Annotated in this window: 20 protein-coding genes; 8 read left to right on the top strand and 12 right to left on the bottom strand. The window is 66.5% G+C overall.

Annotated elements, in window-relative coordinates; translation table 11 throughout:
* Positions 1-187 precede the first annotated feature (187 nt).
* The 4 genes from ASC89_RS21360 to ASC89_RS21345 form a co-directional block, all read right to left on the bottom strand.
* Positions 188-1,507, bottom strand: a complete 1,320-nt coding sequence (locus ASC89_RS21360; protein ID WP_162247975.1) for an HlyD family type I secretion periplasmic adaptor subunit — start codon at positions 1,505-1,507, stop codon at positions 188-190.
* The gene (locus ASC89_RS21355) at positions 1,497-3,173 is read right to left on the bottom strand and encodes a type I secretion system permease/ATPase (protein ID WP_082533536.1); all 1,677 of its coding nucleotides are present in this window, start codon (positions 3,171-3,173) and stop codon (positions 1,497-1,499) included. The genes ASC89_RS21360 and ASC89_RS21355 overlap by 11 nt, the downstream gene beginning before the upstream one ends.
* A gap of 49 nt (positions 3,174-3,222) precedes the next feature.
* Entirely contained in the window at positions 3,223-3,984 is a 762-nt protein-coding gene (locus ASC89_RS21350) for a LuxR C-terminal-related transcriptional regulator (RefSeq protein ID WP_055883610.1), read from the bottom strand.
* Positions 3,985-4,149: 165 nt separating this feature from the next.
* Positions 4,150-5,802 (bottom strand): tetratricopeptide repeat protein, encoded by a 1,653-nt coding sequence (locus tag ASC89_RS21345; protein ID WP_056001547.1) that lies wholly within the window; start codon positions 5,800-5,802, stop codon positions 4,150-4,152.
* Between the two features lie 307 nt (positions 5,803-6,109).
* Here ASC89_RS21345 and ASC89_RS21340 point away from each other — a divergent pair, with 307 nt between their 5' ends.
* Complete coding sequence (locus tag ASC89_RS21340; protein ID WP_055883603.1) at positions 6,110-6,988, top strand: phosphatase PAP2 family protein; 879 nt, start codon at positions 6,110-6,112, stop codon at positions 6,986-6,988.
* 6 nt (positions 6,989-6,994) lie between these two features.
* Positions 6,995-8,455, top strand: coding sequence for a S8/S53 family peptidase (locus ASC89_RS21335; RefSeq protein ID WP_056001544.1), 1,461 nt, complete (start codon positions 6,995-6,997; stop codon positions 8,453-8,455).
* Positions 8,456-8,585: 130 nt separating this feature from the next.
* Here the strand turns inward: ASC89_RS21335 and ASC89_RS28825 are convergent, their stop codons facing one another.
* Positions 8,586-8,780, bottom strand: coding sequence for a DUF2934 domain-containing protein (locus ASC89_RS28825; RefSeq protein WP_197421329.1), 195 nt, complete (start codon positions 8,778-8,780; stop codon positions 8,586-8,588).
* 288 nt (positions 8,781-9,068) lie between these two features.
* Between ASC89_RS28825 and ASC89_RS21325 the strand changes: the two genes are divergently transcribed.
* Together ASC89_RS21325 and ASC89_RS21320 are read left to right on the top strand one after the other, a co-directional pair.
* Positions 9,069-10,874, top strand: coding sequence for an ABC transporter ATP-binding protein (locus ASC89_RS21325; RefSeq protein ID WP_056001541.1), 1,806 nt, complete (start codon positions 9,069-9,071; stop codon positions 10,872-10,874).
* Positions 10,871-12,778, top strand: coding sequence for an ABC transporter ATP-binding protein (locus tag ASC89_RS21320; RefSeq protein ID WP_056001539.1), 1,908 nt, complete (start codon positions 10,871-10,873; stop codon positions 12,776-12,778). The genes ASC89_RS21325 and ASC89_RS21320 overlap by 4 nt, the downstream gene beginning before the upstream one ends.
* A 169-nt stretch (positions 12,779-12,947) precedes the next feature.
* Here the strand turns inward: ASC89_RS21320 and ASC89_RS21315 are convergent, their stop codons facing one another.
* The gene (locus ASC89_RS21315; protein ID WP_056001536.1) at positions 12,948-13,724 is read right to left on the bottom strand and encodes a phosphodiester glycosidase family protein; all 777 of its coding nucleotides are present in this window, start codon (positions 13,722-13,724) and stop codon (positions 12,948-12,950) included.
* Between the two features lie 113 nt (positions 13,725-13,837).
* On the opposite strand from ASC89_RS21315, the gene ASC89_RS21310 reads away from it, so the two are divergent.
* Positions 13,838-14,677 (top strand): aldo/keto reductase, encoded by an 840-nt coding sequence (locus ASC89_RS21310; RefSeq protein ID WP_056001533.1) that lies wholly within the window; start codon positions 13,838-13,840, stop codon positions 14,675-14,677.
* 136 nt (positions 14,678-14,813) lie between these two features.
* Positions 14,814-15,734: a FecR domain-containing protein gene (locus ASC89_RS21305; protein ID WP_055883584.1), complete on the top strand. Its 921-nt coding sequence runs from the start codon at positions 14,814-14,816 to the stop codon at positions 15,732-15,734.
* Between the two features lie 78 nt (positions 15,735-15,812).
* Here ASC89_RS21305 and ASC89_RS21300 read toward each other — a convergent pair whose 3' ends face one another.
* From ASC89_RS21300 to ASC89_RS21275, 6 genes are all read right to left on the bottom strand, one after another.
* Positions 15,813-16,406 carry a hypothetical protein gene (locus ASC89_RS21300; RefSeq protein WP_056001530.1) on the bottom strand — a complete coding sequence of 198 codons (594 nt, stop codon included), beginning with the start codon at positions 16,404-16,406 and terminating at the stop codon, positions 15,813-15,815.
* Between the two features lie 344 nt (positions 16,407-16,750).
* Positions 16,751-17,758: an ABC transporter ATP-binding protein gene (locus ASC89_RS21295; protein ID WP_055883578.1), complete on the bottom strand. Its 1,008-nt coding sequence runs from the start codon at positions 17,756-17,758 to the stop codon at positions 16,751-16,753.
* Complete coding sequence (locus ASC89_RS21290; protein WP_056001527.1) at positions 17,755-18,735, bottom strand: ABC transporter ATP-binding protein; 981 nt, start codon at positions 18,733-18,735, stop codon at positions 17,755-17,757. The genes ASC89_RS21295 and ASC89_RS21290 overlap by 4 nt, the downstream gene beginning before the upstream one ends.
* The gene (locus tag ASC89_RS21285) at positions 18,732-19,616 is read right to left on the bottom strand and encodes an ABC transporter permease (protein ID WP_055883574.1); all 885 of its coding nucleotides are present in this window, start codon (positions 19,614-19,616) and stop codon (positions 18,732-18,734) included. Before ASC89_RS21285 ends, ASC89_RS21290 begins: the two co-directional genes overlap by 4 nt.
* Position 19,617: 1 nt before the next feature.
* A complete protein-coding gene (locus ASC89_RS21280; RefSeq protein ID WP_056001524.1) occupies positions 19,618-20,568 on the bottom strand; it encodes an ABC transporter permease in 951 nt (316 codons plus the stop codon).
* A 215-nt stretch (positions 20,569-20,783) separates the two neighbouring features.
* Complete coding sequence (locus ASC89_RS21275; RefSeq protein ID WP_056001521.1) at positions 20,784-22,361, bottom strand: ABC transporter substrate-binding protein; 1,578 nt, start codon at positions 22,359-22,361, stop codon at positions 20,784-20,786.
* Positions 22,362-22,613: 252 nt separating this feature from the next.
* On the opposite strand from ASC89_RS21275, the gene ASC89_RS21270 reads away from it, so the two are divergent.
* Entirely contained in the window at positions 22,614-23,813 is a 1,200-nt protein-coding gene (locus tag ASC89_RS21270) for a mandelate racemase/muconate lactonizing enzyme family protein (RefSeq protein WP_056001518.1), read from the top strand.
* Between the two features lie 356 nt (positions 23,814-24,169).
* On the top strand, positions 24,170-25,927 hold the full coding sequence (locus ASC89_RS21265; RefSeq protein WP_056001514.1) for an IlvD/Edd family dehydratase: 1,758 nt from the start codon (positions 24,170-24,172) through the stop codon (positions 25,925-25,927).

The following is a 25,927-nucleotide window of genomic DNA, read 5'->3' as shown; positions in this document are numbered from 1 at the left end:
TCCGAAGGGGTTCCTGTGGTGCTGCTCAAGATGGATACGAGCGCGCTGACGTACAGTAGGTTGTGAGTGAATATAGAGTATGAATGTCAATGCTCATCAATGTCGAATCTCCATTCTGCACTTGATATTGAACATCAACGGAGGTCGTTATATTTGCGTAGCGGTTCCCCCTCGGAGTGTGCCTCCCTCAATCCTCCCGAAATGCCCGGCCCAGCAAATCCGTCAGCGGCTTGCTGAGGAACTCCAGCACCGTGCGGTCGGTGGTGCGGATGAAGGCGTTGACGGGCATGCCGGCGACCAGGGGGATGTGGCCGGGCAGGCGGTCGAGTTGCTCGGCCGGCACGATGATGCGGGCGACGTAATATTGCAGCGCGCCTGAGGCATCAGTCGTGAGGTCGGGGCTCACCGATTTCACCTCGGCCTCGAGGTCGGGGCTGTAGCGGGTTTCGATGCCGGGAAATTTCAGCAGCACGTGCTGCGCCGCGCCCACCGCCTCGACATCGAGCGGGCTGATGCGAGCCTCGACGGTTGCGCCGTTGACCGGCGGGATCACCAGCATCGCTGTTTCGCCGGCGCCGACCACGCCGCCGACCGTGTGAATGGTCGAGCCGTGCACGATCCCGGTGATCGGGGCGCGGACTTCGAGCCGCGCCAACTGGCTGTCGAGCGCCACCTGCTGCTGCAGCAGCTGGGCGATCTCGGCGCGGGTGGTTTGCTGCTCGCCGATGATCTCGGCGCGCCGTGTATCGGCTTCGGCGGCGAGCAGGGCCCGGTGCTCGGCAATGGTGGCGCGCGCTTCGGCGATGCCGGCGGCGACCTGGCCGATGCTCCCCTCGAGCTGCAGCTGGCGCTGCGCGATGTCGTTGATCCGGCTCTGCTCGACCAACCCATCGGCCCGCAGCGCCTCGAGGTCGCGGCGCTCGACGGCGAGGAGGGTCAGTTGCCCCTGGCTGGCGGTGCGTTGCGCTGCGAGCCCGCCGATCTTTTCGTCGAGCTGGTTGATCTGCTCGACGATCTGGGCATGGCGGCTCTGCTGGACCGCCGCACGCGCCTGCATGAACGCATGCTGGGTTTCGAGCAGTGCGGCAAGATCGGCTCCGGCCAGCGCCGCGGGCGTGGTTTCGACCAGCACCGGCATCGGCGATCCCTCGAGCTCGGCCGCGAGGCGCGCCAGCCGGGCGAAGGTGTCGCGCAACTGCGCGAGGACGATGTTGCGGCTCGCCATGACCGAGGTTGCATCGAGGCGGAACAGCACGGCGCCGGCCAGCACGTGGTCGCCATCGGCGGCGAGGATCTCGGCGATGACGCCGCCATCGGGGTGCTGGACCCGCCGGGCGCCCCCCTCGACCACAATGGTGCCCGAGGCGACGACGGCGCCCGAAATGGTGGTCGAGGCGCTCCACCAGCCGAGTCCGCCGGCAAAGCCGACGAGCAGGGCAGCGCCCGCAAAGACGTGCAGCTGCAGGCTTTTCGCCCCCTGGCCGGAGGGCGCGCGATCAGTTGACATCGGCATGGCTCCGTCCCGCATTGCCGGCTCCGGCCTGGCTGCCATTGAGGTGGCCCAGCACGGCCTCCTTGGGGCCGAACATCGCCTGCCGGCCCTCGGCCAGCAGCAGCAGCTTGTTGGCGGCGGTGAGGGCGCTCGCCCGGTGAGCAATGACGATGACGATCGCCCCGCGGGCCCGGGCGCCGAGGATGGCGGCGGCGAGCGCCGCCTCACCGGGCGCGTCGAGGTTGGCGTTCGGCTCGTCGAGCACGATGAGGAAGGGCTGGCCATAGAGGGCGCGGGCGAGGCCGATGCGCTGGCGCTGCCCGGCCGACAGAGCGCCGCCACGCTCGCCCACCGGTGTTTCGTAGCCGTCGGCGAGGCCGGCGACGAGCATCTGAACTCCCGCCGCGGCGGCCGCCGTCTGCACCGCTGCCGAGGCGCCGGCCTGAAAGCGCGAGATATTGTCGGCGATGCTGCCCGAGAGCAGGCCGACATCCTGTGGCAGATAGCCTGTCGCCGCGCCAAGGATCGACGGATCGTAGTGGGCAAGCGGTTGCCCATCGAAGCGAACCTCGCCGGTGCGGGCCGGCCACACCCCCACCAGCGCGCGGCCGAGCGACGACTTTCCCGAACCCGATGGCCCGATGATACCAAGCGCATCGCCGGCGACGAGCTCGAAGCTGATGCCGCCGACGACGACCCGCCCCTCCGGTGTGGCGACGGCGAGGTCGATGACCTCGAGGCGCTGCTGCGGCGCCGGCAGGAGGACCTGCCGTGCCTGGCGTTCACTTTGCGCCAGCGCCGGAAGCAGCCGCCGCAAGGCCTGGCGGGCGGCAACAAAGCTGCGCCAATGACTGACCGCCTGCTCGACCGGCGCCACCGCGCGGGACGAGAGGATGGAGGCGGCAATGATGATCCCGGCCGTCGACTCGCCGCTGATCACGAGGAATGCGCCGGTGGCGAGCACTGCCGATTGCAGCATCAGCCGGGTGCCGCGGGTGAACGAGGAATAGAGCGCGGCGCGGTCGCTGGCGCCCGCGGTGGCGGCGCCCAGATCGGCAACGATCGCGGTAAGACGCTGCGTCAATGGCGGTTGCAGCCCCATGGCGCGAATGGCCTCGGTGCCGTGCCGGATCTCGCTCAGCGTCGCGCCACGCCGCAGCGCCGCGTCGGCGACGGCAGTCGCCGGCCCACGGGCGCGGAACTCGTGCACCACCAGCAGCCCCACAGTGGCGAGAATGCCGGCCAGCGTCACCTGGCCGAGCAGCGGGTGCATCAGGAAGATGAGGCCCAGATAGAGCGGCAGCCAGGGCAGATCGAGCAGTACGGTCGGGCCCGGCCCCGAGGCGAAGGCGCGCACCGCATCGGCATCGGCGAAGGGATCGGAGCCTCGGGCCTGCTTACCCTCGAGCACGGCATTGACGATGCGCGGCATCAGCGCATCCTCGAAGGCGCGGCCAAGGCGGCTGGCGATGCGCATGCGGATGAGCTCGACCAGCGCGTAAAAGCCATAAACCGCGGCGACCAGCAGGGAGAGCGACAACAGGCTCGGCAGCGATCGGCTGGGCAGGATCCGGTCGTAGACCTGCAGCATGAAGATCGGCCCGGCCAGCAGCACCAGGTTCGAGGCGATACTGGTGACGATGATGGTGACGAGCCCGGCGCCAACCCAGCTGCGGGCCATCGCCCGCCCCCCGGGGGTCGGCAATGGGTTGGGAGCGCGCTGCAGCATCTCAGGCTCCCTCGACGAACGTAGCGCCGGCACATAGCGAGATCATCAGGCGCACCAGGTCCACCTGGCGGTGGCAGCCCATCTTGGCGAGGACCGTCTTGCACTGGCTGCGCACCGTCTCGAGCTCGACGCGGCGGGCCAGCGCAATCTGGGTGAGCGTGAGCCCCTCGACCAGGTGTCCCAGCACCGCCGTCTCCGCCTCGGTAAGGCTGAAGCCCATGCCGATGGCCCAGAGCTGATGGCGCGACAGCTCGAACGCGCCGACGCGGAAATCGAGGATGGCGACGCTGGCGCCGGAACGCAGCTGCTCGGGTGGCGCCCATAACGAGATGCTGACCGAGAATGCGCCGAGCTCGCCGTCCGAAACGACAAGCATGGGGTTGGCGGTTTCGCGCACCTGTCGCAGGGCATCGCGCACCAGCAGCGCACCGCGCTCCGAGGTGATCTCGACCACGCCGCGGTTGAGCCGGGCAGGGTACCGCTTGTGCAGGAGCGCCCGCCCCTGAACATTGGCGTAGCGCAGGATCAGGTGGTTCGGATCGACGATGATGCAGGCGCTATGCCCATCGGGGCAGATGTTCTCGTAGCTCAGCGCGGCCTCCTTGCGCAGTTGCGACGTCGCCAGTGCCGGGGTGGGAAGGTGCCGCCTCGGCTGGCGATAGGGGCTTGGGTACGGCGCCGGTTCCAGCTCGCGCGAGGGGTGTTCGGCCGGCTCGATCGTTTCCAGCCGATGGTCGGCGGCCGAGCCGCGATAGGTGATCATGGTGCCAAGCGCCCTGCCTGCGGTTGCGATGCTTGCGGTAATAGGGCGCGGCAGGTCCGACGATCGTGAAAGCGGCGCCCGCCGACCGTGAAAACGGCGTGCGCGGGGGGAAAACTTTGCTAGGAACGGGTCACGATCGGGCCGCCTGATGGGGCCGGCGGTCGCTTACACGCCAACGAGGCGCAAGGCGGATTTCACGAACAGGGCGCTGTCGGCGCTGGGCAAGGCATCGAGCGGCGCTTCGACGGCGTTGCTCGTACCGGCGAGGCGTTCGGCTTCCGGCAGCTGCCCGAACAGCGCGCGGGCCTCATCGACCTGGCCGGCATGGGCGAGCGTCGCGCCGAGATAGCGCAGGATCGGCGGGTAGGAGAGCTGGCGGTTGGCCGGCTCGAGCTGCAGCGCGCGGCGGCCATGCGCGATTGCCGCCTGGTGGTTGCCGGCCAAACCCTCAATCATCAGCAGGGTGGTGGCGAAAGCATAGCGGTAGGAGAGATTGCGGCCGGTCAGCAGGGCTGTCGTGGCGCTTTCGCGCGCCTCGTCGTAGCGACCCGAATAGAACCGCAGCAGCGACAGGGCATCGTAATACATGACGTGCCGCGTGCCGGTGAGGCCGGCGCGGTCGATCAGATCCCACGCAGTGGAAAAGTCGCGGAACAGGAACGCCTCGACATGCGCGCACAAGGACAGCACCAGCCCGTTATAGGGCTCCTCCGCCAGCGCCCGGTTGAGGTTCTCGCGGCATTCCTCGAGCGTCAGCCGGTAATTGTAGCCGTGGCCCGGATCGGCGAGAAATACCGCCTGGTAGGCCTGCCAGGCGTTGAAGATGCCGTTCTCCCGGTACTCCCTGACACTGGCCCAGGTATCCCTGCTGCGAATGACGTCCGCGGGGTTGAGGCTGAACATCTGCTCGACCGCTGCGAACGCCGCCCGGCGCGTCATGTGCAGTTCGTCCTGCCGCGGGGGGCGCAGCAGCGCTTCGCGCAGCAACTGGTCGACACACTGACCGGCGAATGTGCCGACGCGGCCATTGGTGGCGGCCCAGCCGCCGCTGGTGCTGATGCCGTCCTGCCGGCTCATCAGCAGCGCGCCATCGCTGAAGCGGTGCGCCACGACGACTACCCATGATGCATCGCCCGCCGCTGTCGCCCTGATATGCAGCTCGATATCGGGGGCGATGGCAGGGCCGACAGGCCGGCCCTGCGGGCGCTCGACAATGCTGGCGCGCACGAACCCCGACTCCGACAGGCCGGCCGCGATTGCCTGCGCCACCATATCCGGGACCAGCGCCACCGGCCCCGAAGGTGTGCGGTCGATGTCGAGATGCAGGGTGACCAGCAGATGGGTGGCGGGGCTTACCGTACTGCTGCCAGCGGTTCGGACCGGGGCCGCCACACTGTGCCGCTCGCTCAGCCGCTCGGCCCGCAGCCAATCCTCGAAGCCTTCGGCCCCCGGCAGGTCGAGGCCCTCCAGCAAGGTCGATCCGCTGGGGATCGGTCTTTCGAGCGCATCGACCTCGCAACGCTCGAGCCGCAGCCGGATGGCTTCGCGGCCGACCTCGAGCAGGGCTTCGGTCAGATCGCCCAATACCTGCCGGATGCTGGAGAGCTCGCGGCGCAGGCTGCCCTGCGCCTCCGACCGCTCCGAGCGCGACCACAGGGTATCCTGCAGCCACACTCTCGAGCGTTCGCCGTGCGGCGCGAGCGCGAGAACGGCCAGCAGGGCGCGCGCCTTGCGGCTCGAGACTGCGACCTCTCGTCCCTGATGCTCAAGCCGAAAGACGCCGATGAGTCCAAGCTTGAATTGCCGTTCCGCGTCCATCTTGCTTGCTACTTCCCCGGCAATTGTCGACCTTACGCAAAAGCCAAGGAAAATCAACGACAGCCGTATGTCTTCGTTGCCGGAAAGACATGCGGACGTCGAATGTCGTCACGAAAAAGAACGATCGGAACGGAATAGTTTTGGCGAGCTAGATTTACCCAGAGTGCGGACGTGTTGCAACTCTGCCGCGCAAGACAACAAAAACGGTGCTCGGTGGGATCATCGCAGATTAAGCGGCTTGTCACGTCCGTGCCGAAAAGTCTCAATGATCGTCAATAGTATGCTGGAGCTTTTGGGGGGAGCTGCCATGGCTGAAGACGATCCGGTATTCAATATTCCCGACGAGATTCTGTGGACCGCGGACGGTGACCTGATCCCGCGGATGGCGGCCGCGGTGCCGTTCGCCGGACGTTCATCCGGCATGATTGCCGCCCTGTCGCGCTCCCGTTCGCGCTCCCGCTCACGCTCCAGGTCGCGTTCGCGCTCCAGGTCGCGCTCACGTTCGCGCTCGAGGTTCGACAGCGACGGGGCGCCGCAGGGCGGTGCGGTGCTGCAATCGTGGTCGGTGGTGAAGGCGCTGTTCGAGGGATCGGCCGGGGGCCTGCTGCCCTTCGAGAAACTGCTCGACCGTCTGCCGCCGAACCCGGACGAGACGGCGCTCGAGATCGAAGAAATGCGCCTCATGCAGGTGCACCTGACCACCGACAAGACCCGCCAGGAGGAGATCCTGCGCCAGGCCGACATGAGCGACCTGTCGGATATCTATCGCCCGCTCGGCATCGACAATGGCGGCTATCCCGACACCGAGGCGCTGATCGACCTGGTGTTCGAGACGGCCGAACGGGTCGGCTATTTCTATAAGCGCATCATCGATCGGCCACGACCCAACGCGGTCGATCCGCGCCTCAGGCCGTTCCTCGATATCCCGCCGCACCAGGCGTTTCCGTCCAACCACTCGTTCCAGATGTTCAGCGTCGCCGAGGTGTTTTCGCGCATTCTTCCCGAACATCCCGGTAGCGCCGAGCTGTTTTATGTGGCGCAGCGCGTGGCCGAGAACCGCGAATATGCCGGGCTCCACTATCCGTCGGACACGCGGGCTGGCCGGCGCCTGGCGCAACGCTTCTCACCCTATCTCGTCAACTTCCTCAGGCGCGAAATTGGCAGCGCCCTGGCCGAATGGCGGTAACCGAACATGAGCAGTAACCGTTTCTGGCGTGAGCCCGATCCCAAGAATGGCAAGCCAGGGGGCTGGCTGCCGATCTTTTACCTGTGGCACCTCGAGCAGATCGGCGTCATCGAGCGCGGTAACGGCCCGATCGACAAGTCGATCGAGTATGAGCCGGGAGAAGGCTATGGTTGGCCGTACTGGCAGGACGAGCTGCCGTACTCGACCGTCGCGATCATCGACAGCGGCTGCACGACGCGTCATCCCAACCTGCCGGCCAGTGCCATCCGGCACGGCGTGGACATGGCCCTGATGCCGGTGGGTGGCGTCTACAGCAAAGATGACGCCGACGACATTCGGGAGGAGCGCAGGAAGGGCAAGTGGCGCCTCGACCAGATACTGAAATCCCTCGATGTCCCGGCCGATGCGCTTGCCCTGCAGGAGATCGCCGACGAATTGACCGACCGCCTGCCCGACCACGTGCAGACCGAGGACCCGGCGAACAACTTTGCCGGTCACGGCACGGCCTGCGCCGGGTTGGTTGCCGGCCGCCTCACCGACGGGGGCAAGGAACGGCCGACAGTGCTGCCCTATTACGGTGTCAACCCGTTCGCGACGATCATCCCGATCGCCACGCCCTACAGTCACGAAATCCGGCCGATCATTGCAGCCCTGATGCATGCGGTGATGGTCGAGGCCGACGTCATCCTGATGCCGCGTGCGGTGAACGACCTCGTGCTCGACCAACAGCGTGACGACGGAACTCCTGACGGCAAGCCTGGTGCATGGAAACCGCCGGCGCTGCACGACCTGCGCGCCACCCGGATCGACTCCGACGCCACGCTGAAGAACGACAAGCAGCTGTTCGTTGCGCTGCTGCAGGCCGTGGCGGCCTGGCGGCCGGTGGTGCTGGCCGCCGGCAACGAGGGCAGGGCGGTGCCCACCTATCCGGCCTCGCTGGCCCACCAGAAGCAGAACCCGCTCACCGACGCGATCATCGTCGGCGCCGTCAACGCCGACGGCGAGCCCTCGTCCTACTCGAACGGCACGCCGCAGACCGGTGTCACGGTCTATGCGCCCAGCGATGACGAGGAACGGATCGACCAGACAAATGGCGACCCGCTCGCGCTGTTCGATCTGGCCGGCCGCGACGCCGCCTGGATCGCACAGCAACCGTTCGTGCGGCCAGCCGAGAACACCTACCTTCCGTACGCGGTGCTCGCCATCGACGTGCCGGGCCGCACGCTGCCCGACGCCACCCCGCAGCAGGTGGTGCCGATGCGTGCGCTCTACAGCAGCTTCGGTGGCACCTCGGCCGCCTCCTCGATCGTCGCCGGGGCGCTCTCGCTGGCCCAGGCCAAGCGCAAGCAGGCAGGCCTCGGGGTGCTGAGCGGCACCGAAATGCAGAAGTGCCTGGTCGACAGCCTGAAGGGGCAGGCCGTGCCGGTTCTCAACATCGCAACGCTGTTGGAGCAGGTGCTGGCGTAACGTCACCCGCAGGCCGCGACCGCAAGGCCGTCGGTACTGGAGAGCCCGTCGGTGTCGCGCACCCGGTCGGGCGCCGATTGCAGGGGCGTCGCGGCGAATGGGCCGCGGCGCGGCGTCGCCGGGCGGGGTCTCAGTCGCCGTCCGGGCCGTCCTCCAGCCACTGGTCGTATTGCCGCTCGCGGCGGTGCTGGTCGAGGGCGCGGAGGTAATAATCCTCGTGCCGGCCGTGCGGGCGGCCAGCCTGTTCCCAGAGGAAGTAGGCGGTTTTGCGCACGGCCTCGCGGAAGGCGTCGTCTTCGTGCGGCGGGCCTCGGCCGTCGGTCATTTTGGGCTCGTGGTTCATTTCGCCCTCAACGTTGCGCCGAAGGTGAGGTTGCATTCGTGCAACATCATGGCGAAGCCTTGCGGCGCTGATACGAAAGTACCCTATCGCCCCCGCATATCTGCCTTGAACAGAACGCAAATCAGCGCAAGAGATGAGGCCTTCCTCTGGTTCTACCGGGCCGAGTCTGTCCGCCAATATTCCGGCGAGGGCAGGCCCTAAAAGCTTTATGTCTGGACCCATAAATTGAGCTCGAATGCTCCGCGCAGCGCCTATTCGCCTGGCGATGCAATGTCACATGTCGTCGCCGCACAGCAGGGTAAGGGGCTCACCACCCTGTGGCGGATCATGGTGCTGACCTGGCGTCACCCCTGGATGGTGATTATTACCATCCTCTCCTGTTTGATTTCGTCGGCACTGCAATTGGCGACACCGGTACTGCTCGGCCAAGCGGTCGATCGCGCCGAGGGCGTCCTGGATGGTGGGGTGGGCGCCGCCGATGCGCTGTGGAGCATCGCGCTGATCCTGCTGGTGGTCTCGATCCTGCGCGGTCTGTTCACGATGTCGATGAACTACTTTGGCGAAGCCGTTGGCCACCACACGGCCTATGAGCTGCGCCTCGCGGTCTACGAGAAGATCCAGCGGCTGAGCTTTTCCTACCACGACAAGGTGCATACCGGTGACCTGATCACCGTGGGCATGCTCGATCTCGAGGGCGTGCGCATGTTCTTTGCGACGGGCCTGCTCCGCATCGTGCTGCTCGGCACGCTGATCGGGGTGGGCGCCTATATGCTGATCTCGACCGACTGGATCCTTGGCCTTCTGGCGCTGAGCTTTGCGCCGTTTGTCGGGGTGAACTCCTCGCTCACCCAGCTGAAGCTCCGCGCCACCTGGCTGACGCTGCAGGAGCGGCTGCAGGACCTGTCCCGCGTCATGGAAGAGAACCTCGGCGGCATCCGCGTGGTCCGCGCCTTTGCCGGCGCGCGGCATGAGATGAAGAAATACAACGAGGCTTCCGACCGGGCGCTCAAGCTGACGCATAAGCGCGTCGATATCCGCGTCAACTCGACCTCGATCATGAATATCAGCTTCTTCGTCTCGATGGCGCTGGTGCTGTGGTATGGCGGCGAGCGCGTCATTTCCGGCGAGATGACCGTCGGCACGCTGGCGGCTTTCCTCACCTTCATGACCATCCTGCAGATGCCGGTGCGCCAGCTTGGCCTGCTCGTCAACTCGGTGGCCCGCGCCTCGACCTGCGGCAATCGGCTGTTCGCTTTCCTCGACCTCGAAATCGAGATCAAGGACGAGCCGGGCGCCAAGCCGCTGAAGCTTTCCGAAGGCACGCTGAAGTTCGAGAATGTCGATTTCGCCTATCCCTCGGCGCCGTTCCGTCCGGTGCTCCAGGGCATCTCGTTCGAGGGCAGGAAGGGCGAGACCATCGGCATCGTCGGCAAGCCCGGCTCGGGCAAATCGACTATCGCCCACCTGATCCCGCGCTTTTACGATGTGACCGGCGGCCGGGTGACCATTGACGGCCAGGACGTTCGGGCGCTGACGCTGGCGAGCCTCAGGCAGGCGGTGGCCGTGGTGCAGCAGGACAGCTTCCTGTTCACCACCAATATCGAGAACAACATCGCCTATGGCGATCCGTGGGCGAAGGGGCCGCGCATCGCCAGCGCCTCGGAATATGCGCAGCTCCACAACTACATTATCGGGCTGCCCACCGGCTACGAAACCATCGTGGGCGAGCGCGGCGTGTCGCTGTCGGGCGGCCAGCGCCAGCGCCTCAACATCGCGCGTTCGCTGATGCTCAGGCCCTCGGTGATGGTGTTCGATGACTCGACCGCGGCGGTCGATGCCGGCACCGAGCAGCGCATCCGCACGGCGATGAAGCGCTTCGCCAAGGACCGGGTGACGCTGATCATCTCGCACCGGCTTTCCTCCCTGATGCATGCCGACCAGATCCTGTTCATCGATGAGGGCAAGATCGTCGAGCGCGGCACGCATGAGGAGCTCCTGGCGCTCGGCGGCCGCTACCGCGCCCTTTACGACCTCCAGGTGAAGCCTGGCGACGACCAGCTGGAGGCTGCCGAATGACCGAGGCAACGCTCAACACCGAAGACGACAGCGAAGACCGCAACCGCCGTCCGCCCCGCGCCGTGGTCGGCTCGAGCCTCGACCGCGAGGAAGAGGTGTTCGGCAAGGCCTATGATCCGAAGATCGTCCGCCGCATCTGGGCCTTCGTCAAACCCTATCGCAGGCAGATCTACCTGTCGGTCGCCGCCGTGCTGGTGTTCACGCTGACCCAGCTGGCTTTCCCGCTGGTGATCCGCTTTGCCATCGATAACGGCATGGCGCAGGGCGGGGGCGGGCGTTCGATCCTCCTCTGGTGCATCGTGGCGTTTGCCGGGCTGATCGCTATCAACTTCGCCTCGTCCTGGATCCAGGAAACGGTGGTCGGCAAGGCGGCCGAGAACGTGCTGTTCGACATGCGCCGCGCCATGTTCGCCCATCTGCAGCGGGTATCGCTCGGCTGGATGGACAAGACCGAGGTCGGCCGGTTGATGTCGCGCCTGATGGGCGACGTGAACTCCATGCAGGAGTTCCTTGAAACCTCAGTGCTTTCGGTCGGCGATATCGTCCTGCTGTTCGGCATTGTGGGCGTGCTGCTGTGGCTCGATCCGATGCTCGGGCTGATCACCATGGCGACCATGCCGATCCTGTTCATCGTGCGGCTGTTCTGGCTGCCGCCGGCCAAGGTCAGCTTCATGGCGGCGCACCACACCAACTCGGCCGCCAATGGCGCGCTCGCCGAGGGCATCAATGGCGTGCGCACGGTGCAGAGCCTCGATCGGCAGCAGGTCAATTTCGACCTCTACGAGGAAAAGGCCCGCGCCAATCTCCGGGCGCACCTGCGCGCCGCCAAGTTCGCCCAGGTGATGGTGCCGATCGTCGATACGCTCACCGGCATTTCGATGGCCACGGTGATCGTGGTCGGCGGCCAGATGGTGCTGGGGCGCGAGCTCGATGTCGGCGTCATGGTGGCGTTCCTGTTCTACATCCAGCGCTTCTTCGACCCGATCCGCTCGCTCACCATGCAGTATTCGGTGTTCCAGCGCGCCATGTCGTCGGGCACCCGCATCGTCGAGGTGCTCGATGTGCCGGTGACTATTGCCGACAAGCCCGATGCCTTCCCGCTGACTTCGGGGATGGACGGCTCGGTCGAGTTCAAGGATGTGACCTTCGGCTACCGTAAGGGCCAGCCGGTGCTGAAGCATGTCAGCTTCCGGGTGAACCCGGGCGAGACGGTGGCCATTGTCGGGCCCACCGGCTCGGGCAAATCGAGCTGCATGTCGCTGGTGCACCGCTTCTACGACGTGTGGGAAGGCTCGGTGACAGTAGGCGGGCACGATGTACGCGACGTCACCCAGGATTCGCTCGGCGAGCAGGTGGCGATGGTGCTGCAGGAGCCGTTCCTGTTCACCGGCTCGGTGATCGAGAACATCCGCTACAACAAGGAAAGCGCCACCCGCGAGCAGGTGATCGATGCGGCAAAGGCGGTGGGCGCGCATGATTTCATCATGTCGCTGGCCGATGGCTACGACACCAGGCTGGAACAGCGCGGCGGCAACCTGTCACTGGGGCAGCGGCAGCTGATCAGCTTCGCCCGGGCGTTGGTGGCGGATGCCAAAATCCTCGTCCTCGACGAGGCGACGGCCAACATCGACAGCTATACCGAGATGCTGATCCAGAAGGCGCTGAAGCGGCTGCTCGAAGGCCGCACCGGCCTCGTCATCGCCCACCGCCTCGCCACCATCCGCGGCGCCGACCGCATCATCGTGCTGCAGAACGGCGAGCTCTTGGAATCGGGCAACCACGAGCAGCTGATGGAAAAGCAGGGCCTCTATTCGCGGCTCTACACCATGAACTATTCGAGCTTCGACGATCTGCCGGAGAATGCGGAAGATCATGCCGCGGCGGCGGTGGGGAAGGCGACCTAACTCCCTACGGCTTTTGCGGCCCCACCCCCTCCCAGCCTTCCCCATCAAGGGGAGGTGTAAGGCTGGTGGAATTGGCTGGATCGTGCCTTACACACTGAACGGCACCTCCCCCTTGATGGGGGAGGCTGGGAGGGGGGGGGCCACAGGCTTGATGGAGCGAAGGTACCCGCTACTTCGCCACCCCCAGCATCGGCCCATAGCCGCCATGCCAGGACACATCGTTCCGGCCCGTCTCCGGGTCATACAATCCCACCCCGCGCCCTCCATCGAGGAACAGCGCATTGTCGCAGCCGAGGCTGTCGCGGAACAGTCGCGCGAAATCGTGGAAGTTCACGCCGCCATCGCTGATAGCGACGATCACCTCGCCTTCTCCACAGACGCCGACGCCGCTGCGCCGGGTGCGGTCGGCGGAGCCGGGGATCAGGGCAGGGTGGAGTTCGCCTGCTATCACCAGCATTGGCCCTGACTGCGTGGCGAGCCGCGGCTCGGGGGCGGCGGCGAGATAGTCTTCGGTGGTCGTGATCGTCGCCGTGTCGCCGGTGACGAAGAACACGCCATTGGGCTTTTTGTAGAAGTTGGGGATGGGTTTCGTCCCCGGCGCCGCCTCGTTGGTGTTCAGCTTCACCAGCTTCTCACCCGCCTCGACATAGAGGCCGATGGGGCGGAACTCGGTGTCGTACATGCCGGCATTGATGGCGAACTGCAGCGTGCGGCCGGTGGCCGCCAGCGCCGTGGCCAGCGCGTCGAAGCGGCGATAGGGCTGCTCGTCGGGATCGCGCCAGTGCAGCTCCAGCTCGGCGGGCGCGGCGTGGCACACGGTGTAGCGCGCGCCCTCGAACTCGGTGGCCGCGCAGCGCGCCTCGCCCGGGGCAGCGTGCGCGAGCGGAGCACCGAGCAAAGAGGCTAAGGCGAATGCGGCAAGGGAGAGTGAATCACGCGGGGTCATCGGCGGACTGTCGCGGCGAGCAGCGCCACACGCAAGCGCAACACGCCTATTTGGGGATGGCGTTACCGCGCCCGCTCCTTTCCTATGCCTCGCAAAACTCGAGGAGATTCGTGATGTCCCTGTTGCCCGACCACAAACTCAATGATGGCACGACGCTTCCGGCGGTCGGGCTCGGCACCTATGCGCTGCGTGGCATTCCTGGGGCCGAGGGCATGGCGGAAGCGCTGCGCGAGGGCTATCGGCTGCTCGATTCCGCGGTCAATTACGAGAACGAGGGCGCCGTCGGCAAAGCGGTGCGGATGTCCGGGGTGCCGCGCGAGGAAATCCGCGTCACCTCAAAACTCCCCGGCCGGCACCACAAGAAGCCGAATGTCACCTGGGCGATCGAGGAATCGCTGTTGCGCAGCGGCCTCGACTATCTCGATCTCTACCTGATCCACTGGCCCAACCCGAGCCAACAGCTGTTCGTCGAGGCCTGGGAGGGGATGATCGAAGCGCGCGAGCGCGGCCTCGTCCGCTCAATTGGCGTGTCGAACTTTCTCCCTGATTATCTCGACCAGCTGATCGAGAAGACCGGCGTTGCCCCGAGCGTCAACCAGATCGAGCTGCACCCCTATTTCAACCAGCCCGAGCAGCGCGCCGCCGACAAGCAGCGCGGCATCCTCACCCAGGCCTGGACGCCGATCGGCAAGGGCACGGGCCTCCTTGCCGAGCCGGCGGTGGTGGCGGCTGCCACCAAGCACAGCCGCACCCCGGCGCAGGTGGTGCTGCGCTGGCACCTGCAGCTTGGCGTGCTGCCGATCCCCAAGTCCGCCACCCCGTCGCGCCGCCGCGAGAACCTCGAGCTGGGCGGCTTTGAGCTCGACAATGCCGACATGGCCGCGATCAACGCGCTGGCCCGTCCCGATGGAAGGCTGTTTGACGGCGATCCGCGCACGCATGAGGAGTTCTGAGGGGCGTAAGTCGAACTCGCCCCACACTACTTTGAGTATGATGCGATTTGTGCAGTGTTCACCCCGATCGGGAAGTGATTAGCTCAGCGCTATTGCTGCCGCACGGTCGCGGCTGGGGCTAACTCCGGGGACATCGATGAACTGGCTGGTCAAACACCTGACGGCGGTGCTGTTTGTCTTCAGTGGTTCGGCCGCGGCCCTCGCGGCGCCGGCCGGATCGGCGGTGGGGGTCGATCCCGCGGCGGAAATCAATTCGACCGGCGGGCTCCGCACGCTGGTGGTGGGCGAGGACGTATTCCTCGGCGACCTGATCCGCACCAGTTCGGGCGGCTCGGCGCAGATCCTGTTCGCGGATGGCACCAAGCTGGTGGTCGGGCCCGGCTCGACCCTCAAGATCGAGGATTACCTGCTGCGCGCCGATGGTTCGGCCGGCAAGATGGTGATCGGGGCGCTGGCCGGCACCTTCCGCTTCGCCACCGGCGACGCCGCCAAGGACCGCTACAGCATCAAGACCCCGAGCGGCACCATCGGCATTCGAGGCACCGAGTTCGACCTGGTGGTCGACGGCCCGAAATCGACGCGCGTGCTGATGTATTCGGGCAGCACCGAACTCTGCACCAAGGCCGGGGTATGCTCGGAGATTTCCGAGACCTGCGAGTTGGGCGAGATGACGCGCGATGGCGCCAGTTCGCTTGGGCTTTCCAACGCCCTCGACCGTGCCGCGCGTAAGGAGCTGCGCGGCCTGTTCGTCTATGGCGCCACGCAGCAGCCGCTGGCCGGCGCCTTCCGCATGAAGCAGGCGGCAAGCTGCCTGCTCTCGCCGTTGCCGTTTAGCCCCGGTTTCTTCAACAGCCTCGATCGGCAGACGCCGGCCGGAAAGCCGATGCAGGTAGTTGCCGGCAGCGCCGGCGCGCCGGCCCCCGATGGTGCGGTGCAGCCGACGCCGACCACGCCGACGCCGACCACACCGACCACGCCGCCGTCCTCGGGCGGCGGGGGCGAGTGCGCCGGCAACAGCGGCCACAACCCGGGCAACTCGCAGAACTGCAGCCACTAGGGCGCGTCGCTCCAGCCGGTTCGCCAGCCTATCGCGGGGTTTCCAGCCGCTCGGCGGATTTGCGCGCCCGCGCCTCCTTCATCGCGTCCTTGTAGCGGCCTTCGTCGGGCAGCTCGTGGTAGGTGATGTGGAACAGGGCAGTGTTGGGCCCGGTGACCGGAACATCTCGTTGGATTCGGTCGAGCTCACCACCAGCATGGCGTCCATCAGGGCGCGGTCATAGCCGAGGCTGGCGAGATACCAGGCAGCTGCCGCGACGCCTTCGTCGGGGATGGCGATGGTCACCATCGAAGTGCGGTAGAACGGCATGTGCAGCGACACTACGCCGTTGGCATAGAGCTTCTCGCCGCCCAGCCACAGGAAGGCACAGGCCGAGTAGCAGAGGCTGCCCGAGGCATAGGTCTCGAGCCGGTGCTCGCGCGCCCAGGCGCCGGCATCGATGGCGGTCATGAAGTCGCCGCCGGGGCTATGCAGATAGAGCCCATCCACCTCGCCGTCGGCCGCCGCGAACACCTCGCGGATGCGTGCGAAATCGCCCGCCTCGATGCTGCCATCGACGATGATGGTGCGCAGCTCCGGGCTCAAGGAGATATTGGCTGCCTGCGCCGGCACTGCCGACGCGATGGCCATAGCCGCTGCTGCACATGCCACCAGCTGCACGATCCCCAGCATCGCCGCCTCCCGAAACCGGCTTAACAGCCGTTGCCTCCAATATGGTCTACGGCAGTAATTCTGCGAACAGGCAGTCGTTCGGGCGTGCAGGTGGCGGAAACGACGCTAGTTCATCGGCCGATACTGTGCAATCGGGGGCGTCATCTGATCCGGTGAGGGGCGTGTTGCCACGACGTTTCCCACCCACCGGTGTCATCCCAGCGAAAGCTGGGACCCAATTCGCAGCCCGTACCAGCGGATAGCGGACGAGGGCAAAAGCCCGCGCCGCGGGGTCCCAGTTTTCGCTGGGATGACATCGAGTTGGGGGCCGAATTCAGAGGGTCAATGCCGGTCTCGGTACAGGGCTATGACGCGCCAGTCGTTAAGCCTTCGCCGGCCGCGATCTCTTCGGCGAAATGACACGCCGCCTGGCGGGTCGGGGTGACGCTGCGCAGTTGCGGCACCTGCACTTTGCAGATGTCGCGGGCGAAGCGGCAGCGCGGGTGGAAGTGGCAGCCGGTCGGCGGGTTCAAGGGGCTCGGAATCTCGCCCTCGAGGCGCTTGCGGGCGTGGCGCTTGCTCGGGTGGGAGACGGGCACCGAGCCGAGCAGCGCCTGGGAATAGGGGTGCATCGGCAGGGCGTAGAACTCGCGCTTGGGCGCCATTTCGACGATGCGGCCCAGATACATGATGGCCATGGTGTCGGCGATGTGGCGAACCACGGCGAGGTCATGGCCGATGAACAGGTAGCTCAACCCCAGCTCGTCCTGCAGATCCTGCAAGAGGTTGATGACCTGCGCCTGCACCGACACATCGAGCGCCGAGACCGCCTCGTCGCAGACGATCAGCTGCGGCTTCGAGGCGATGGCGCGGGCGATGCCGATGCGCTGGCGCTGCCCGCCGGAAAACTCGTGCGGGAAGCGGGTCAGGTGCCGGCGCGACAGGCCGACCTTGTCGAGCAGCTCGCCGGCATAGTTGGTCAGTTTGGCGCTGGGTTTTTCGCCCTGGGCGTAGAGCGGCTCGAGGATCAGCTCCTCCACCCGGTGGCGCGGGTTGAGCGAGGCCTGCGGGTCCTGGAAGATGATCTGCATGGAGCTGCGCAGCTGGCGCAGCTCTTCCCTGGGCATCGTGGCGAGGTCACGGCCGTTGAAGCGCACCGTGCCGGCTGTCGGCTCGATCAGTTGCAGGATAAGCCGGCCGGTGGTGGATTTGCCGCAGCCGCTCTCGCCCACGAGGCCGAGCGTCTGGCGGCTGCCGAGTTCGAACGACACCGATTGCACGGCCCGCAGGGTCTGTCTGGGGGCTAGCCAGTTGTCGCCGGCAACCGGAAACTCCTTGGAGAGGCCGTCGACCGAGAGCAAAGGAGTGGTCATCGCGCGCCCTCTGCAACGAGGCCCGGCGCGAGGATGCAGGCGGCGCTCTGGGCCGGGGAGATTGGGAGTAGCGGCGGTTGCATGTCGAGGCAGGCGGGGATCGCCCGGGGGCAGCGCGGCGCAAAGAGGCACCCGGGCGGCAGTTCGGCGGGGTTGGGCATGGCGCCGGCGATGGTGCGGAGCCGGTGCGCTTCGCCATCGAGCTCGGGCGTGCTGCCGAGCAGGCCGCTGGTATAGGGGTGCTGCGGCCGATCGAAGAGATCGAAGATAGTCGCCTCCTCGACGATGCGGCTCGCGTACATCACCACGACGCGGTCGGCGACCTCGGCCATGACGCCCATATTGTGGGTGATCAGCAGGATGGCGGTGCCGAAATCCTGCCGCAGCTGGTTGAGCAGGTCGAGCAACTGCGCCTGGATGGTGACGTCCAGGGCGGTGGTCGGCTCATCGGCGATGAGCAGTTTTGGCGACGACGACAGGGCGATGGCGATCATAACGCGCTGCCTGAGGCCGCCCGAGAGCTGATGCGGATAATCCTGCAGCCGGCGGCGCGGTGCTGGCACCCCAACTTTCTCGAGCAGTTCGGTGGCGCGGTCCCACGCTGCCTTCCTGCTCATCGGGTCATGCACGCGGACCGCCTCGGTGATCTGGTCGCCGATGGTGAAGACGGGATTGAGCGAGGTCATCGGCTCCTGGAAGATGATGCCGATGTCGCGGCCGCGGAGTTTTCTGAGTTCACGGCGCGACAGGGTCAGGAGGTCGCGACCCTCGAAGTGAATCGAGCCCGTGACCTTGGCGGTCGGCGGCAGAAGGCCCATCACCGCGAGCGCGCTGACGCTCTTGCCCGAGCCGCTTTCGCCCACCACGCCGACCAGCTCACCGGGATGCACGTCGAAGCTCGCCTCGCGCACCGCGGTGAAGCGGGTGTTGAACGACACCGTGAGGTCACGGACGCTGAGCAGGGGAGCGGCGGTCATTGTTCTACTTTCATCCGCGGGTCGAGCACGTCGCGCAGGCCGTCACCCAGGAGGTTAAGGCCAAGCACGGTGATGGCGATGGCGAGGCCGGGGATGACGGTCAGCCAGGCTGCCTCGCGCAGATAGGTGCGGCCTTCGGCGATCAAGACGCCCCAACTGGGGACGGTGGGTGGCGCGCTGAGGCCGAGAAAGCTCAGCACCGCTTCCGACAGCACGGCATAGGCGAAGACGAAGCTCAGCTGCACGATGAGCGGCGCCATGCAGTTGGGCATGATGTGGTGCCAGAGGATGCGCCCGTCGCGGGCGCCGGCGGCGCGCGCCGCCTGCACGTAGTCGAGTTCGCGGGCGACGAGGATCGAGGCGCGGACGACACGGGCGGTGCGCGGGATATAGACCACGGCGAGGGCAATGATGGCCGTTGCCGCCGAGGGCCCGAGGGCCGCCGCGATGCCGATGGCGAGCAGCACGGCGGGAAAGGCCATCAGCGCATCGGCGATGCGCATCAGCAGGTCATCGAGGCGGCGATAGTAGCCGGCGATGGCGCCGAGAAACACGCCGAATACAGCGTTGAGGATCACCACGGCAAAGCCGATGCCGAGGCTCAACCGGGCGCCGTTGAGCACGCGGCTGAGCATGTCCCGGCCGAGATTGTCGGTGCCGAACAGGTAGAGCTCGGAGGGCGGCTTGAAGCGGTTGCGGACCGACAGGGCATTGGGATCGACGCTGGTGATCAACGGCGCTGCGAGGGTGAAGAGGCAGATGCCGCCGAACAGGATGGCGCCGAGCAGGAACGACCGGTTGGCGCTGAGGCGCTTAACCCAGTGGCGGGCCGAATCCAGCGCAAGCGACAGCCGCGACGGCTCGTTGACGAGGTCGGTCATCTCAGCGCCCCCTGACCCGGATGCGGGGATCGAGGCTGGTGTAGAGCAGGTCGATCACGATGTTGAGCAAGAGCAGGGCCGTGGTGACGAACAGCAGCCCGCCCTGGATCATCGGATAATCGCGGTTGGAAATCGCGCTGCCGAGGAGCGAGCCGATCCCCGGCACGCCGAAAATGGTTTCGATGACGATCGAGCCGGAGAGCAGCACCGAGAGCACCAGGCCGATCATGGTGACGATCGGCATCATCACATTGGCCAGCGCATGCCGGCCGACGACGATCCACTCGGGCAGGCCCTTGGCGCGGGCGGTGCGGATATAGTCCTGGTTGAGCACTTCGAGCATGGTGGAGCGAGTGATGCGGGTCAGCAGCCCGGCCTGCATCAGGGCAAGCGCCACGGCGGGGAGGGTGGCCGTGCGCAGCCAGCCGATGGGATCCTTGGTGAACGGCACATAGCCGCCGGTGGGCAGCCAGCCCAGGTGCACCGAGAACAGCACGATCATCACCAGCGCCAGCCAGAAATTGGGCAGCGAGACGCCGAGCAACGCGAACAGGGTCGCGGCCTGGTCGATCCAGCGATTGTGGTTGAGCGCCGCGAGCATGCCGGTGCTGAGCCCGATCAGGATGGTGAGCACCAGCGAGTAGATGGCGATGCCGATGGTGATGGGCGAGCGGGCGAGCAAGGCATCGACCACCGGGATGCCCAGGGTCAGCGAGCGGCCGAGATCGCCCTGGAACAGGTGAGCGTAGAACGTGAGGATTTGGATGTGCAGGGGCTGGTCGAGCCCGAGGTTCTGCCGGATCTGGGCGAGTTCCTCCGGCGTCGCCGACGGCCCGCCGATCACCACGGCCGCATCGCCCGGGATCAGGTAGATGATGCCGAAGGCGATCAGGCTGACGAGGATGAGGATCGGGATCGCCTGGAGCAGGCGGGAGATGATGTAGCCGAACATCGTGCAGGCCCTCTAGGTAGTCGCATGGTGAGGCACGGGCCTCTCCGAAATCCTCCCCCGCGGGGCGGGGGAGGGGAACCAGCGAAGCTGGTGGAGGGGGCGGCCAAACCATCAGTACGTTCTGCTCCCCCCTCCACCACCCTTCGGGTGGTCCCCCTCCCCCGCCACGCGGGGGAGGATCAGAGCGGAGAGGCCGGTGGCTCTGCCCCGTCACATCATTTTTCGAGCCAGACGTTCGACACCCGCGTGTTGTAGAAGGGCTTAAACCCCTTCACGTTCGACCGCGTGCCCTGGACGTTCGACATCACGCCGAACGGGATGGCGAGCACGTGCTCGAACACCGTCTTCTGCGCATCGGCGAAGGCGGCGGCCCGATCTTCGATGGTGGCGCCACCCTGCACGCGCTGGAACGCGGCGTTGTAGTCGGGATCACCGCCCGGGTCCTGCGGCTTATAGATGTTGGCGGGGGCCGCGAGGTTGCGGAGCGTCGTCGCGCCGCCCTGGGCGGCCGAGCCGGTCCAGTGGGTGAAGAAGAAGTTCCACCCGGTGGTTTCCTTCTCGCTGGTGGCGAGCGCCGTCGGCCAGTCGAACACCTTGAGTTCGGCGTTGAAGCCGGCCGCCTGCAGCTGCGCCTGCATCACCAGGGCAGTGTTGTACATGGTGGTGATCTGCTGGGTGGTCAGCAGCACGATCGGCTCGTTGTTGTAGCCGGCCTCGGCCAGCAGCGCCTTGGCCTTGTCGGCATTGGCCTGGTTGTAGAGCTCGCCGCCGGCTTCGGAGAAATAGGCGGTGCCGGGGAATTGGAGGCTGGGGTTGAGCTTGTAGACGCCGTCGGTCGACGCCTCCATGATCTCATCCATGTTGAGCGCGGCCAGCATGGCCTGGCGTACCTTGATATTGTCGGTGGGCGGCGCCGACCAGTTCGGGTAGCCGATATTGAGGCCGTAGGCTTCGAGCGTCAGCAGCTCGACGCCTTCGACCGCTGCGAGGCGCTCCATCGAAATCGCCGGCACCGATTCGACGATGTGGACTTCGCCGGTTTCCAGCGCTGCCATGCGGGCGGCGGTTTCGGTGAGCATGCGGAAGGTCACGGTATCGACGCAGGCCTGCTTGTAGCCGGCAAAGCCGCTGAGACCGGTGAGCGTGGTGCCCGGGGTGTAGTCGGCATAGCGGTCGAGCCGCACATGGCTGTCGGGCACGAACTCGCCGAGCTTGAACGGCCCGGTGCCGATGACGTCGATCTGCCCCGCGGCCTTGGTCGCCTCTTCCGCCGGCATGATGACGACGGGAGCGGTCGAGGATGAGAGGTTCTCGAGGAAGTTCGGCTGCGGCGCCTTGAGCGTGATGACGAAGGTGGCGTCATCGGGGGCCGACCAGCCGGCCACGGCCTCGAGGATCGAGCGGCTGACGCCGACGGTCTTGTAGCGGTCGAACGAAGCGACGACGTCGGCCGAGGTCATCGGCTTGCCGTTGTGGAACTTCACCCCCTGGCGCAGCTTGAAGGTGTAGCTCAGCCCGTCGGCGCTGGGCTCGATCGAGTCAGCGAGATCGGGCACAGGCCGCATGTTCTCGTCGCGGATGATCAGCGCCTCGAAGATATTCATGGCGATGTTGCGCGTCGCCGACGAGGTCGCCGTTTGCTGGTCGAGCGTGCCGGCGGCGGCTTCGAGCCCCACCACCAGATCGCCGCCCTGCTGCGGGCAGCTGAACCGGTCCTGAGCCACCGCGCCGAAACTGGCGAGAAGGCCCAGCGCCACTGCCGAGCTGAAAAGAAGATGCTTCCTGTTACCCATTATCAGTCCCTCCTGAAAATAGACGTATGTCGACGCCAAGGACCGGCCCCTGATCGAGGCGGTGGAACGCGCATCGCCCCAACGACTTGCGTTTCCGATCCTGGTCTGTATCGTGGTCGACATGTATCGTTAAAGGTATTCAGTCAGCTTCACGCCGGATCGTCAAGAGGGTGTGGGAATTTTCGTCGGGAAGGGGCGGGCAGGGGCCCTGAGTCCAGCCGGTCTCACGGCGCCTGAGGGAGGAAATGCGAGATGAAGATAACCGAGGTCGAGACGCTCTATACCGAGGAGTTCTCGAACGTCATCTGGGTGCGGGTGCACACCGATGCCGGGATAACCGGGTTGGGCGAGACGTTCTTCGGGCCGGGGTCGGTGACCGCGCATGTGCACGAAGTGCTGGCGCATAAGCTGCTCGGCCGCGACCCCCTGGCGATCGAGGCGATCAACCGCGAGATGGTCTATGCGGCGCTGGGGTTCTCGTCATCGGGGGCGGAAATGCGGGCCGCGTCGGCGGTCGACATCGCGCTGTGGGATCTCTTCGGCAAGGTATGCAACCTGCCGGTGCACCAGATGCTGGGCGGGCTGAGCCACCAGCGGCTGCGCATCTACAATACCTGCGCCAACCCTCGCTACGCGCAGGCGCGCAACTTCCGGCCGGTGGATAACTGGGCCTCGGGGCAGGGCGATGCCCGCTATGCCGATCTCGACGGCTTCATGCATCGGGCCGGCGAGCTGGCGGAGGACCTCCTGGCCTCCGGGATCACGGCGATGAAGATCTGGCCGTTCGATCCACCGGCCATGGAGAATGACGGGCGCTACATCACCACCGACCAGCTGAGGCTGGCGCTCGCGCCGTTCGAGAAGATCCGGAAGGCGGTGGGCGATCGCATCGAGATCATGGTGGAGCTGCATAGCCTGTGGAACCTGCCGACCGCCAAGCAGATCGCGCGGGCCCTGGAACCGTTTCAGCCGACCTGGTTCGAGGACCCGATCCGCATGAACTCGCCGCAGGCGCTGGCGGAGTTCGCCCGCTCGACCCCGATATCGGTCTGCGCCAGCGAAGTTCTGGCGACGCGCTTTCCCTACAAGGACCTGCTCGACCGCGACGCGACGCATGTGGTGATGGTCGATATCGGCTGGTGCGGCGGGCTGACTGAGGCGCGGAAGATCGCCGCGCTGGCCGACACCTATCACCGGCCGTTCGCAGCACATGACTGCGTCGGCCCGGTGGCGTTCGCTGCGGGAGTGCATGCCTCGTTCAGCCAACCCAACACGCTGATCCAGGAGAGCGTGCGGGCCTATTACAACGGCTGGTACAAGGACCTGGTGACGGCGACGCCACGCATCGAAGGCGGCTATGTGTACCCGATGGAGGGGCCGGGGCTGGGGACTGAGTTGAGGCCGGAGGTGTTCGAGCGCGGGGATCTGGTGCGGCGGGTGTCGCGGGTTTAGGGGCGGGGACAGTGATCCTCCCCCGCGTGGCGGGGGAGGGGGGCCGCCCGAAGGGTGGTGGAGGGGGCGGCCAAACCCACAGTCGACTCTTGCTCCCCCCTCCACCANAGGGGGACCAGCGAAGCTGGTGGAGGGGGGAGCAAGAGTCGACTGTGGGTTTGGCCGCCCCCTCCACCACCCTTCGGGCGGCCCCCCTCCCCCGCCACGCGGGGGAGGATCACTGAGAGGCCGGTGCGTCGCCCCCACCCCCCAATCGTCGTACTGCGCACAAAGTCCCTTGACGTCCTTCCTCCATGTAACGTTACATTGCACGCCGGCAAAACCACCGAACAACAGCCGCACGGATACGCGTTCAGATGAGCAGCCAGACCACCCCAGCCAATGCCGCCAAGCCGGGCGAGCCGCGGGCCTATCGCAGCGCCGAGTGGTTCGCGCGCGCCGGCAAATATGGCTTCGTGCCGCGCAGCTGGATGAAGAGCCAGGGGTTCTCGCCCGAACTGCTCGATGGGCGGCCGGTGATCGGCATCTGCAACACCTGGTCGGAACTGACCAACTGCAACCGGCACCTGCGTGAGCTGGCCGAGCATGTGAAGCGGGGCGTGCTGATGGCGGGTGGCTTCCCGCTGGAGTTCCCGGTAACGAGCCTGGGTGAGCCGCTGATGCGGCCGACCACCATGATGTTTCGCAACCTCGTCGCCATGGATGTCGAAGAGACGATCCGCGCCAACCCGATCGACGGGGTGGTGCTGCTCGCCGGCTGTGACAAGACCACGCCGGCGGTGCTGATGGGGGCGGCGAGCTGCGACGTGCCGGCCGTGCTGGTGTCGGGCGGGCCGATGCTCAATGCCCGCTTCCGCGGCCGGGTGCTGGGCTCGGGCACCGACATCTTCAAGCTCGATGAGGAATACCGCACCGGCAAGATCTCGAAGGCCGACCTCGATGCGGCCGAGGCGGCGATGAGCCGTTCGGCCGGCTCGTGCATGACCATGGGCACCGCCTCGACCATGGCGTCGCTGGGCGAGGCGATGGGGATCGGCTTTGCCATGAACGGCTCGATCCCGGCGCCCGACAGCCGCCGTGCCGTGCTGGCCGAGCAATCGGGCAAGCGCGCCGTCGAACTGGTGCGGCAGAACATCACCATCTCCAAGATCCTGACCCGGGCGGCGTTCGAGAACGCGGTGAAGGTCAATGGCGCCATCGGCGGTTCGACCAATGCGGTGGTGCACCTGCTCGCCCTCGCGGGGCGGCTGGGCGTCGATTTCAAGCTCGAGGACTGGGACGCGCTCGGCCGCGACGTGCCGACCATTGTCGACCTCAAACCCTCGGGCCGCTTCCTGATGGAAGAGTTCTTCGATGCCGGCGGTTTGCCGGTGGTGATGCAGCGCATCTCGCATTTGCTCAACCTCGACGCCGTCGCGGTCGAAGGCGGCACGATCGGCGAGCGCATCGCGGATGCGCAAAGCTGGAACGACGAGGTGATCCGGCCGCTGGACAAGCCGCTGACGCCGCAGGGCGGCATGATGGTGCTGAAGGGCAACCTCGCGCCCAACGGCGCCATCATCAAGCCGTCGGCCGCCTCGCCGCGGCTGATGCAGCACCGTGGCCGGGCCATGGTGTTCGAAAACTCCGAGGATCTCAGGGCTCGCATCGACGATCCCGATCTCGATGTCGATGCCGACAGCATCCTGGTGCTGAAGAATGCCGGCCCGCGCGGCTACCCCGGCATGCCGGAAGCCGGCACCATGGCGCTGCCCAAGAAGCTGCTCGAGCAGGGCGTCACCGACATGGTGCGGGTCTCGGACGCGCGGATGAGCGGCACGGCGTTCGGCACCGTGGTGCTGCATGTGGCGCCGGAATCGGCGCTGGGCGGGCCGCTGGCGCTGGTCCGGACCGGCGATTTCATCGTGCTCGACTGCGCCGCGCGGAAGCTCGAGCTCGAAATCTCCGCCGAGGAGCTTGAGCGGCGTCGGGCGGCCTTCGTGCCGCCGCCGCCGGCCTATGAGCGCGGCTATGGCCGGCTCTACATCGATCATGTGCAGCAGGCCGACAAGGGCGTCGATTTCGACTTCCTGGTCGGCGGCAGCGGCACGCCGCCTTCGAAAGTCTCGTTCTGA

This window comes from Devosia sp. Root413D1 (assembly GCF_001425235.1).
In the GTDB taxonomy this organism is placed as follows: Bacteria; Pseudomonadota; Alphaproteobacteria; order Rhizobiales; family Devosiaceae; genus Devosia_A.
Note: the sequence above shows the minus strand (reverse complement) of the source record. Positions and strands in the feature narration are given on the sequence as shown.